The sequence below is a fragment of the Aureimonas sp. AU4 genome (assembly GCF_001463765.1).
In the GTDB taxonomy this organism is placed as follows: domain Bacteria; phylum Pseudomonadota; class Alphaproteobacteria; order Rhizobiales; family Rhizobiaceae; genus Aureimonas.
In genome coordinates, this window is the sequence record NZ_BBWK01000002.1 from 176,314 (window position 1) to 187,784 (window position 11,471).

At 66.4% G+C, this 11,471-nt stretch carries 11 protein-coding genes; 7 read left to right on the forward strand and 4 right to left on the reverse strand.

Annotated elements, in window-relative coordinates:
* Window positions 1–6 precede the first annotated feature (6 nt).
* Window positions 7–1,149, reverse strand: coding sequence for a site-specific DNA-methyltransferase (locus AUL35_RS01335; protein ID WP_062011228.1), 1,143 nt, complete (start codon window positions 1,147–1,149; stop codon window positions 7–9).
* A gap of 163 nt (window positions 1,150–1,312) precedes the next feature.
* On the opposite strand from AUL35_RS01335, the gene AUL35_RS01340 reads away from it, so the two are divergent.
* Window positions 1,313–1,996 carry an HAD family phosphatase gene (locus tag AUL35_RS01340; RefSeq protein WP_062011230.1) on the forward strand — a complete coding sequence of 228 codons (684 nt, stop codon included), beginning with the start codon at window positions 1,313–1,315 and terminating at the stop codon, window positions 1,994–1,996.
* 3 nt (window positions 1,997–1,999) lie between these two features.
* Here AUL35_RS01340 and AUL35_RS01345 read toward each other — a convergent pair whose 3' ends face one another.
* Window positions 2,000–2,575, reverse strand: coding sequence for a hypothetical protein (locus AUL35_RS01345; RefSeq protein ID WP_062011232.1), 576 nt, complete (start codon window positions 2,573–2,575; stop codon window positions 2,000–2,002).
* 145 nt (window positions 2,576–2,720) lie between these two features.
* Between AUL35_RS01345 and thrC the strand changes: the two genes are divergently transcribed.
* The 4 genes from thrC to AUL35_RS01365 are packed head-to-tail and all read left to right on the forward strand — an operon-like array spanning window position 2,721 to window position 8,983.
* Window positions 2,721–4,130 carry a threonine synthase gene (gene thrC / locus AUL35_RS01350; RefSeq protein WP_062011454.1) on the forward strand — a complete coding sequence of 470 codons (1,410 nt, stop codon included), beginning with the start codon at window positions 2,721–2,723 and terminating at the stop codon, window positions 4,128–4,130.
* The gene (locus AUL35_RS01355; protein ID WP_062011234.1) at window positions 4,127–5,431 is read left to right on the forward strand and encodes a pitrilysin family protein; all 1,305 of its coding nucleotides are present in this window, start codon (window positions 4,127–4,129) and stop codon (window positions 5,429–5,431) included. Before thrC ends, AUL35_RS01355 begins: the two co-directional genes overlap by 4 nt.
* Before the next feature lie 35 nt (window positions 5,432–5,466).
* Window positions 5,467–6,051, forward strand: coding sequence for a GNAT family N-acetyltransferase (locus tag AUL35_RS01360; protein ID WP_062011455.1), 585 nt, complete (start codon window positions 5,467–5,469; stop codon window positions 6,049–6,051).
* A 37-nt stretch (window positions 6,052–6,088) separates the two neighbouring features.
* The gene (locus tag AUL35_RS01365; RefSeq protein ID WP_062011236.1) at window positions 6,089–8,983 is read left to right on the forward strand and encodes an EAL domain-containing protein; all 2,895 of its coding nucleotides are present in this window, start codon (window positions 6,089–6,091) and stop codon (window positions 8,981–8,983) included.
* 9 nt (window positions 8,984–8,992) lie between these two features.
* On the opposite strand, the gene AUL35_RS01370 is transcribed toward AUL35_RS01365, so the two are convergent.
* Complete coding sequence (locus tag AUL35_RS01370) at window positions 8,993–9,586, reverse strand: YqgE/AlgH family protein (RefSeq protein ID WP_062011458.1); 594 nt, start codon at window positions 9,584–9,586, stop codon at window positions 8,993–8,995.
* A gap of 171 nt (window positions 9,587–9,757) precedes the next feature.
* Between AUL35_RS01370 and AUL35_RS01375 the strand changes: the two genes are divergently transcribed.
* Together AUL35_RS01375 and AUL35_RS01380 are read left to right on the forward strand one after the other, a co-directional pair.
* Complete coding sequence (locus AUL35_RS01375; protein ID WP_062011238.1) at window positions 9,758–10,516, forward strand: protein-disulfide reductase DsbD domain-containing protein; 759 nt, start codon at window positions 9,758–9,760, stop codon at window positions 10,514–10,516.
* Window positions 10,513–10,998 carry a peroxiredoxin gene (locus AUL35_RS01380; protein ID WP_062011240.1) on the forward strand — a complete coding sequence of 162 codons (486 nt, stop codon included), beginning with the start codon at window positions 10,513–10,515 and terminating at the stop codon, window positions 10,996–10,998. Before AUL35_RS01375 ends, AUL35_RS01380 begins: the two co-directional genes overlap by 4 nt.
* Before the next feature lie 3 nt (window positions 10,999–11,001).
* Here the strand turns inward: AUL35_RS01380 and rnhA are convergent, their stop codons facing one another.
* Window positions 11,002–11,463, reverse strand: coding sequence for a ribonuclease HI (gene rnhA / locus AUL35_RS01385; protein WP_062011459.1), 462 nt, complete (start codon window positions 11,461–11,463; stop codon window positions 11,002–11,004).
* Window positions 11,464–11,471 lie beyond the last annotated feature (8 nt).

Consider the following 11,471-nt stretch of genomic DNA (forward strand, 5'->3'; position numbering starts at 1 on the left):
GGCTGCTCAGACGCCGGCAACAGCCATGCGCTCGCGCACGATCTGGCGCAACTCGTCGATCGCGCGCAGCCGTCCGCCGTCGCGGACATGCCAGAAGGTCCAGCCGTTGCAGGCCTCGAGGCCCTGCACGCGTGCGCCGACGCGATGGATCGAGGCCGCCTCGCCGCCGGAGCTCGCGATCGTCCCGTCGGCTCGGACCCGAGCATGCCAGCGGCCCTTGGCGTCGGTCAGCTCGGTGCCCGGCTGCAGGAGGCCAGCCTCGACCACCGAGGAGAACGGCACGCGTGGTTCGGCGCGCTTGGGCGTCAGCGTGCGCAGGAAGTCGGCGTCCAGGGGCTCGACCGAGAGGAGGCGATCCGTCGCCGCCTCGATGTAGCTGTCCTCGCGCTCGATCCCGACGAAGTGGCGGCCGAGACGCTTGGCGACCGCGCCCGTCGTGCCGGTGCCGAAGAACGGGTCGAGGATCGTGTCGCCCGGACGGGTGGACGAGAGGATGACGCGGGCAAGGAGAGCCTCGGGCTTCTGTGTCGGATGGGCCTTCGAGCCTTCCGCGTCCTTCAGCCGTTCGCCGCCGGTGCAGATCGGAAAGAGCCAGTCGGACCGCATCTGCGTGTCGTCGTTGGCGGCCTTCATCGCGTCGTAGTTGAAGGTATAGCCCTTCGCGTCCCTGTTCTTGGATGCCCAGATCAGCGTCTCATGGGCGTTCTGGAACCGACGACCGCGGAAGTTCGGCATCGGGTTGGACTTGCGCCACACGATGTCGTTCAGCGTCCAGAAGCCCAGATCCTGCATGATCGCACCGACGCGGAAGATGTTGTGGTAGGAGCCGATCACCCAGATCGTGCCGTTGGGCTTCAGCAGCCGGCGCGCAGCCAGAAGCCACGCGCGGGTGAACGCGTCGTAGGCGGCGAAGCTTTCGAACTGGTCCCAGGCGTCGTCGACGGCATCGACCTTCGACTGATCGGGGCGCGTGAGGTCGCCGCCGAGCTGCAGGTTGTAGGGCGGATCGGCGAAGATCGCGTCCACCGATTGCGCCGGCAGCGCCGCCATCCGCGATACGCAGTCGCCCTTGATGATCGTATCCAGCCATTCCGGCTGCTGGCTGGTGGCCGCGGCGGCGGGACGGGACAGGGAACGAAGCTGGGACATGAAGCACCGTGAACTCGGGACGACGGGACAGTGCTTATGGTTACCGAACAGGGTTAACGAGCCGTGAACCCGGTGTCACCAACTGGACGTCGTTGGCGCGAGCCGACCCGTCGTGCTACGCGCCCCGCATCCGAAAGACACTCACGCCGGACACGATCGCACCATGCCCCTCTCCCTCGTCCTCTTCGACTGCGACGGCGTTCTGGTCGATTCCGAGATCGTCGCGTCGCGAACGGACGCCGCCCTTCTGAAGGAACTCGGCTACGAGATCGCAGCCGAAGAGATCAACGTGCGCTTCTCCGGCCTTACGCAAGAGCGGATCATGGAGCTTCTCACCGCCGAGGCCGGGCTTCGCTTTCCCGAGGACTACCGCGAGCGCCAGCGCCGCGAGCTCGACGAGCGTCTGCGGGCCGAGGTGAAGGAAATCCCGGGGGTCCATGAGATGCTCGATCGGCTTGAACTGCCGCGAGCCATCTGCTCGAACTCGTCGACCGACCGGCTGCGGATCGTCCTCGAGCGCACCAGGCTCTGGGACCGCTTCCGCCCCTACGTCTTCGCTGCCGGCGAGGTCGGGACGAAACGCACCAAGCCGGCGCCGGACGTCTATCTCTACGGTTGTCAGCAGTTCGAGGCAGCGCCGCGAGAGACGCTCGTTCTCGAGGACTCGGTCCACGGCGTCGCGGCTGCGGCGGCGGCAGGCTGCCGCGTCGTCGGCTTCGTGGGCGGATCGCACACCTACCCCGGCCACGCGGACGCACTCACCGAGGCAGGTGCCGAGACCGTCATCCGGCGCCTCGCCGATCTGCCCGGCGTTGTGGAAGCCTTTGCCGAGTGGGAAAACGCCTGAGCGTTAAGGCTTCGCGCTGGCCGTGCGCTTGCCGCCGGCCGGCGCGCCCTCGTCGAAGCCGACATAGACCGTCAGCGTCTTGCCCTGCGGGATCGGGATTCGGACGTTGCGGTCGACATAGGTGAAGTCGACCGGCCCACCGGCCGAGTCGATGCGAACGCCCTGCTGACCCAGCTGGCTGTAGGCGACCGACCCCGCGTTCACGATCGCGACGCGGATCGGCAGCGTCACGTTGCCAGCCTTTGCGCCGGGCCCCGGAACCACGCGGCCCGTGATGCCGACTTCCATGAAGAACTCCCCGTCGCGCACGCGGCACGACCGGCTGTTGGACGTAATCGAGGCGACGTACTGGAGGGCCTCGCCCTCGCCCTTGCGAAGGGTCGCCGTTCCCTCGCGCAGCGAGACCTGTGGACAATAGTCCGGAATGGTCCCGGTCGCCGTCAGGGGCTGCTGGGCGGGCGTGCCCATTGGCGGCTGGATGGGTTGCGTAGCCGTCGTCGTATTGCACGCCGACAGGCCGAGAGCGAGGAGCGGCAGCGCGGTGAAGCGCAGCGTGCCGAGCTTCGGAGACATATGCATCCCAGGCTTCTTCCCTAACCGTATCGCGCCGGTCTATATCAGGCGACTTGCCGCGAGGCGACCGCCGGCGCCGCGAAAATCCACCGCGCGCCTTCAGGCTGGTTCGCCCGCACGACGCGGTCCGCAATGGGCCGAGGGAGTGGCCGTGAAGTATGTCAGTACGCGGGGGAGCGCCCCGACCCTTGGTTTCGCCGACGTCCTCCTGGCTGGACTGGCGACCGACGGAGGCCTCTACGTTCCCGAGACGTGGCCCGTGCTCTCGCCCGAGACGATACGATCCTTCGCCGGACGCCCCTATGCGGAGGTGGCCTTCGAGGTGCTTCAGCCGTTCGTCGGCGACGAGATCGCCCCAGCCGCGCTCCGTTCGATGATCGACGCGGCCTATGCGACGTTCCGACATCCCGCCGTCGCGCCGCTCGTCCAGATCGACGACCGTCACTTCGTGCTCGAACTTTTCCATGGCCCGACGCTCGCCTTCAAGGACGTGGCGATGCAGCTGCTTTCGCGGCTGATGGACCATGTCCTGCGCGAACGCTCCCGCCGCGCGACGATCGTAGGCGCGACGTCGGGCGACACCGGCGGCGCTGCGATCGCGGCCTTCGGCGGCTCCGAGCGCTGCGACGTCTTCATCCTCTTTCCCAAGGGCCGCGTCTCGCCTGTCCAGCAACGCCAGATGACGACGTTCGGGTCGGCGAGCGTCCATCCCATCGCAGTGGAAGGCACGTTCGACGACTGCCAGGCCATCGTGAAGGCGATGTTCAACGATCAGGCCTTCCGGGCCGAGACCGCGCTGTCCGGCGTCAACTCGATCAACTGGGCCCGCATCATGGCTCAGATCGTCTATTACTTCACGAGCGCGGCAACGCTCGGCGCGCCAGATCGTCCTGTCTCCTTCACGGTGCCGACCGGCAACTTCGGCGATATCTTCGCCGGCTTCGCCGCCAAGCGCATGGGTCTGCCGATCGAGCGCCTGATCGTGGCGACCAACGAGAACGACATACTCGAGCGCACTCTGGGAACGGGTCGCTACGAGATGAATGGCGTTCGCGCCACGATGTCGCCCTCCATGGACATCGAGATCTCTTCGAACTTCGAGCGTCTTCTGTTCGAGGCGGGCGGCCGGGATGCGAACGACGTGGTCCGGCTGATGCAGACCCTGCAGCAGTCGCGTGCCTTCACGATCGCGCCCGAAGCTCTCGAGGCAATCCGCTCCGAGTTCGAGGCGGGGCGAACCGACGAGGCAACGACGGCCGACGTCATCCGTCGAACCCTCGAGGCCGCGTCTTATCTCCTCGATCCCCATACGGCCGTTGGTGTCGGAGTCGCACAAACGCGTATCGGGTCGGAGCCGATGATCACGCTCGGTACCGCGCATCCGGCCAAGTTCCCGGCGTCGGTCGAGCGGGCTTGCGGCATTCATCCGCCCCTGCCCCCGAACCATTCGGATTTGATGGAGCGCTCCGAGCGCTTCGAGACGATCGCCAACGACGTCGCGAGCGTGCAGGATTTCATCCGCGAGCGCTCGCGCGCCGTGCGCCTCGGGGCAGCCGCGTGAGCGTCGAGATCACCCGTCTCTCCAACGGCCTGACCATCGCGACCGACACGATGCCGGAGCTGGAGAGCGCGGCTCTCGGTGTCTGGGTGAAGGCCGGCGCACGCGACGAGGCGGACGGCGAGCACGGCATCGCCCATCTTCTCGAGCACATGGCGTTCAAGGGAACGACCAAGCGCAGTGCGCGTCGTATCGCCGAGGAGATCGAGGACGTGGGAGGCGAGCTGAACGCCTCCACCAGCGTCGAGACCACAGCCTACTACGCGCGCGTCATGAAGGACGATGTCCCGCTCGCGATCGACATCCTGTCCGACATTCTTCTCGACTCGCGCTTCGAGGACGAGGAGCTGGAACGCGAACAGCAGGTCATCCTGCAGGAGATCGGCGCGGCCGAAGACACGCCGGACGACATCGTCTTCGACCATTTCCAGTCCTGCGCCTTTCGCGACCAGATCATCGGACGGCCCATCCTCGGCACGCGCGACAGCGTGCGGTCCATGACGCCCGAGACGTTGCGGACCTACCTCAGGCGCCACTACACGCCGGGAGACATGATCGTTTCGGCTTCCGGTGCGGTCTCGCACCGGGACGTGGTGGATCGCGTCACCAGCGCCTTCGGAAGCCTTCCCGCGTCACATGCCTCACAGCGCCCCGCCCGTCCCTCCGCCGTCTACACCGGAGGAGACTTCCGCGAGGAGCGTGATCTCGCCGATGCCCAGATGGTGCTCGGCTTCGAGGGACGTCCCTACTACAAGCGCGACTTCTACGCAGCGCAGGTCCTCTCCATCATCCTGGGCGGTGGCATGTCGTCCCGACTGTTCCAGGAAGTGCGTGAGACGCGCGGCCTTTGCTACGCGATCTCCGCCTTCCACTGGAGCTTCTCGGACAGCGGCATCTTCGGTGTCCACGCCGCGACCGGCGAGGAAGAGCTCGCCGAGCTTGCGCCTGTGATCGCTCAGGAACTGATGAGAGCGGCCGAGTCGATTGGCGACCAGGAGGTGAAGCGCGCCGGAGCACAGATGCGCGCCAGCCTTCTGATGAGCCAGGAAAGCCCGGCTTCCCGCGCGGGACAGATGGCTCGGCAGCTGATGTTCAAGGGCGACATCCTGCCGAACGCGGAGCTTCTGGAGCGCCTCGCAGCCATCACCCCGCAGCGTCTCGTCGATCTGGCAGCGGCGACCTTCGTCGGTTCGCGTCCGACGCTGGCGGCGATCGGTCCCATCTCCCGGCTGCCAAGGCTCGACGAGCTGGCCTCGCTGATGGGCTCTGCGCCAGAAGAGGCGCCGGCCGCCGCGCTTTCGTAATAAGCGGTCCGCCGCCCGTGGCCTTCTTCGACTGGATGCATATCGCCGAACGGCCGACGTTGCGCGGCAACGACGTGATGCTGCGCCTGCCGTCGGGAGGCGACTACCTGCAGTGGCGGGATCTGCGCGAGGCGAGCCGCGAGTTCCTGACGCCCTGGGAGCCGGCCTGGACGCGGGACGAATTGACCCGGCACGCATTCCGCATGCGCCTGCGTCGCTACCATCGCGAGGCGCGCGAGCGCTCCGGCTATAGCTTCTTCATCTTCGATGCCTCGGGCAAGCGTCTTGCAGGCGGGATCACGCTCGGCCGCATTCAACGCGGCGTCGCGCAGAGCGCGACGATCGGCTACTGGATGGGTCAGATCCATTCCGGACAAGGCGTGATGTATCGTGCGCTGGACCTCGTGAAGACCTTCGCGTTCGACGTCGAAGGGCTGCACCGTCTCGAGGCGGCTTGCCTGCCCAGCAACGCCCGATCCATTCGGCTCCTCGAAAAATCCGGTTTTCGGCAGGAGGGGCTTCTGCGACAGTACCTTAAGATCGCCGGTGTCTGGGAGGATCACCGCTTGTACGGCCTCCTGGCCGACGATCGTCCAAGCCGTCGAGCTCATGCACTTTAACACGCCCAGCCGCGCGAACGAGGTTCCCACCCCCCTCATGACGCTGTTCCGTCGAGCCGTTCCGGCTGCCTGGGTGCGATTGCTCCTGCCCCTCCTGATCCTGCTCGGCGCGACGGGTCACTCCTACGCCCTGTCGCCGGTGAGCATAGGACGAGAGGACGTCGCGATCGATCTCCTCCCGGCCGTCGACATCTACCGGGACAGGGGATCGAGCTTCCAGGTGTCGACCGTCCCGGGTGCCGACGGCATCGTCCGCCGCATCGAGGTGGAATCCAATTCGCCGCAGTCTTCAGGAGACTGGGCCGTGTTCGCGCTCGCCAACAACAGCGACGAGCAGATCGATCGCCTCGTCGTCGCGCCTCACTTCAGACTGGCCGATTCCGGCATCGTCTGGCCCGATCTCGGCTCGCGGCGGATCGTGTCGATCACGCCGTCCGAAGGATTCGCACTCGACCGCCAGCAGAGCCCCGAGGCCGACGTCTTCTTCGTGACGCTCGACCCGGGTACGACGATCACGTTCGTGGCGGAACTCGCGTCGCGCCAGCTCCCCGAAATTCGTCTTTGGGAGCCCAATGCCTACAAGGACACCGTCAACGCCTTCACGCTGTACCGGGGCATCGTGCTCGGCATCGCCGGGCTTCTCGCGGTCTTCCTGACGATCCTCTTCGTGGTGAAGGGCTCGCCGATGTTCCCGGCGACCGCCGCGCTCGCCTGGGCGGTTCTAGCCTACATCTGCATCGACTTCGACTTCTGGCAGAAGCTCGTCCCGATCGTGCCGGGCGAGGAGGGTATCTGGCGTGCCGGGACCGAGATCGCCCTCGCCTTCACGCTCGTCGTCTTCCTCTACGCCTACCTGAACCTCAACCGCTGGCACGGCGTCCTGTCGGCCTTTACGGCGCTGTGGCTGGCGGGCCTCGGCGGCATCGGCGTCCTCGCCGCCTTCGATCCGCCGATGGCATCCGGCATCGCGCGTATGTCCCTCGGCGCCACGGCTGCCATCGGGCTCCTGCTGATCCTCTTCCTCTCCTGGCAGCGCTACGACCGCGCGATCATGCTGATCCCGACCTGGATCCTGATCGGCGTCTGGCTGTTCGCCGGGTGGCTCACCGTTACCGGACGGATCGACAACGACATCATCCAGCCCGCGTTAGGCGGCGGACTGGTCCTCCTCGTGCTTCTGATCGGCTTCACCGTCATGCAGCACGCGTTTGCGGGCGGCGGATTCGGCACCGGCCTTCTGTCCGACATGGAGCGGCGATCGCTGGCGCTTGCGGGCACGGGCGACGCGGTGTGGGACTGGGACGTCACGCGCGATCGCATCTTCGCGGGCTCCGACGCGGACGGCAGTTCTGCGATCCCGATCGCGGCGATGAACGGCCCCGCGCGCGACTGGCTTCCGATCCTGCATCCCGATGATCGCGACCGCTTCAAGATCACGCTCGACACCATTCTCGAGCATCGGCGGGGGCGCATAGCCCAGGACTTCCGTGTCCGTGCCGAGGACGGGCACTATCACTGGATCTGCCTGCAGGCGCGGCCTGTTTTAGGCTCGACCGGCGAGGTGGTGCGCTGCGTTGGTACATTGAAGGACGTGACGGAGCGCAAGAAGGCCGAGGAGCGCCTGCTTCACGACGCCCTGCACGACCAGCTGACCGGCCTTCCGAACCGTGAACTCTTCATCGACCGTCTCGATTCCATATCCGCGCTCGCGACGACGCGACGGGACGTCCGTCCGACGCTCTTCGTGATCGACGTCGACCGCTTCTCGCAGGTCAACGACGATTTCGGCATGGCAACGGGTGACACGATCCTCCTGACGCTCGGCCGCCGCCTCAAGCGCGCCCTTCGGCCGCAGGATTCGCTAGCCCGGCTCTCGGGCGACAAGTTCGGCCTCATCCTGATGTCGGAGACCGAGGTCGATGCGGTCGGGGCCTTCGCGGAGACGCTCCGCGACGTGGTTCGCGCACCGATCGCCTTCTCGGACAGGGACATCATCCTGACCGCCTCGATCGGCCTGACGGGATGGAGCGAGGGCGCGGGGGCCGATGAGGTTCTACGCGAGGCCGAGCTCGCGATGTATCAGGCCAAGCGTCTGGGGGGCGACCGCATCGAGGCCTTTCGCCCGGCCTTCAAGACCCACAGTTCCGGCAAGGTGGAGCTTGAATCCGATTTGCGGCGCGCCTTCGGCCGCAACGAGCTGTCCTTGGCCTACCAGCCCATCGTCCGCCTGTCGGACGGGCAGATTGCCGGCTTCGAGGCCCTTCTGCGGTGGAACCATATCCGCCGTGGGCCCGTCTCGCCCGCCGAGTTCATCCCCATCGCGGAGTCGACCGGCCTGATCGTGCAGCTGGGGCAATTCGCGCTCGACGAAGCCGTGCGTCGCCTCTCGGATTGGCAGAAACTGCCGGGCCAGGCGAAGCTGTTCGTCTCCGTCAATATCTCAAGCCGTCAGCTGATCCGCCAGGATCTCGTCAACGACGTGCGCCAGACGCTGAAGCTCTATAACCTCGCGCCGGAAACGCTGAAGCTCGAGCTGACGGAGTCCTTGGTCATGGACAATCCGGAGCGCTCGGCCAAGCTCCTCGTACGCCTGAAGGAGATGGGCGTCGGGCTGTCGCTCGACGACTTCGGCACGGGATACTCGTCCCTCTCCTACCTCATGCGCTTCCCCTTCGACACGCTGAAGATCGACCAGACCTTCCTGCGTGGCGAAGCGCAGCCTCAGCGTCCGATCATCGTCCAGTCCATCGTCAACATGGCGCATGAACTGGGTCTGGCGGTCGTCGCGGAAGGCGTTGAGACGGATGCAGATGCGGCCAAGCTGAAGCTTTTGAACTGCGAATACGCCCAGAGCTATCTCTACGCGCCCCCGCTGAGCGCGGAAGAGGCGCGGCGCAGGCTGCAGGAGCGCCAGACCCGTCGCGCGAGCTGAGGCGTTGCCTCAGGCGTGTCCGGCCTCGCTTGTCAGGAAGGCCGGATCGACGCCGAGTATGCCGAGCGCCCTGACATACTTGTCGTCGAGAGACGGGTCGAAGACGATGTCGAGATCGGCCGGGCAGGTGAGCCAGCCGTTGGCGGCGATCTCCGACTCGAGTTGCCCCGCCTCCCAGCCCGCATATCCCAAGACCATGATCGCGGTGTGAGGCCCGATGCCCTTCGAGATGGCGCGCAGGATATCCAGCGTCGGCGTCAGCGAGATCCCGTCGTCCACCGGCACCGTCGACTCGGAGTCGTAGTCGTCGGAGTGGAGAACGAAACCGCGTCCGCGCTCGACCGGACCGCCCGCGCAGACCGACACCTCCCGCCCCTTGTCGGGCAGGCGGATCTCCTCAGGATCGGCGACGATCTCGAGCTGCGTCAGAAGCGCCGCGAAGCTCAGCGGTTGCGCCTTATTGATGATGAAGCCCATCGCACCATTCGACGAATGGGCGCAGATATAGACGACGCTGCGCGCGAAGCGCTCGTCGGCCATGCCCGGCATGGCGATCAGGAAGTGACCTTCCAGAGACGCTGTCTCGTCGGGTCGGCTGCGCATCTTTTCGAGGTCCATGGCGTGAAGATAGAGACGTCTTCTGCGAATTGCACGGGCGATCGTGGTGGATGGAGGACCATTCGTCGGACCCCCCGTCGCATCAAATTGCTCACTGCCCTGTCGCTGCTACTCGGTACCATCGCGCCGTCATCAGCACAGGATGATCTGTCGCAGATGCAGATCGATGGCGCGACGCTGCGGCTCTCACTACTTGAGCCCCGATCGGACGGCGTGATTGAGGGTGTCCTGTCAATCGACCTGGAACCCGGCTGGAAGACCTACTGGAAGAATCCGGGGCCGGTCGGGCTTGCGCCGGTGCTCAATTTCGGGCGCAGCGTCAGCCTCGGCCCCGTGCGTACCCTGTTTCCCGCGCCGATCCGGTTCGACGAAGCCGGGTCGTCGAGCATCGGCTATGACCAGCCGGTACTCCTCCCCTTTTCGGCCAACGTCGCGGGCGGCGGACGGCCTCGCGTCGTCCTCGACGTCACGCTCGGGCTCTGCCGCGCGCTATGCGTCCCGGTGTCGGCCACGCTGCAGGCGGAGGCGACGAAAAGTCTCTCCGCTCGAGCCGTCGCGCTGGCAGCGGCAAGTGCCCTGCCGCTGCCCGGTGCGCCTGGCGATCTCCAGGCGAGCTACGACGGCTCGGACATTCTCGTGCGGATCGGTACGCCCGATCTTCCGGGGAAACCGGATGTCTTTCTCGACGGCGGCGCTGCCTGGTCGTTCGGAGATCCTACGAAGCCCGCGAAGCACGAAGCAAACGGCTGGAGCTTGCGCCTCCCCGCATCGGTCAAGGAGACGCGGTCGGGTGACCTGCCTTCGGTGGATATCGTGTTGACCTCCGGCGAGATCGCCCGATCCTATGCAGGCATCCGGGTCGAACCGGTGCCGCCGGCCGGCGCGCGGCCAGCAGACAGGACTCCCCAACCATGACCATCATGCCCGGCGAGACGATCCCCGCCGTCAACTTCCGCTCGCCGGGCCCGGACGGGCCGACGACGATCACATCGGCCGACGTCTTCTCGGGCAAGAAAGTCGTTCTCTTCGCCGTGCCCGGCGCCTTCACACCGACTTGCACGATGAACCACCTACCCGGCTATCTCGAGCACGAGCGCGAGCTTCGCGAGCGCGGCGTCGACACGATCGCCGTGACAGCCGTCAACGATGTCCACGTCATGCGAGCATGGGCCGAGGCGACAGGCGCCGCCGACCGCATCCTGTTTCTCGCAGACGGCAACGCGGAGTTCGCGCGAGCCGTCGGGCTGGAGATGGACATGAGCGGCGGCGGTATGGGCACACGCTCGAAACGCTACTCGATGCTGATCGAGAACGGCGTCGTACGGGCGCTCAACGTCGAGGAGTCGCCGGGTCGGGCGGACACGTCGTCCGCGGCGGCCATGCTCGAAAGCCTCTAGGTCTCAGGCCGCGTTCGGCCGCTTCTTGAAGGGCGCCATACCCGCGCGGGCGAGCTCGTCCGCGCGCTCGTTCTGGGCGTGGCCGGCGTGGCCCTTCACCCAATGAAAGGTCACCTCGTGCCGGAGGCGTTCCGCGTCGAGCCTTTGCCAGAGTTCGGCGTTCTTGACCGGCTTCTTGTCGGCCGTGCGCCAGCCGTTGCGCTTCCATCCGTGAATCCACTTCGTGATGCCGTCTCGCAAATATTGCGAGTCGGAGTGGAGATGGACGGCGCAGGGCCGCTTCAGAGCAGCCAGTGCCTCGATGGCGGCCAAAAGCTCCATGCGATTGTTGGTCGTCAGCGCCTCACCGCCCGACAACTCCCGCTCGGTATCACCGGACCGCAGGATCGCCCCCCAGCCACCCGGCCCCGGATTGCCGGAGCAGGCGCCGTCCGTGAAGATATCGACCCGCGTCGTCTCGCTCATGCTCATGC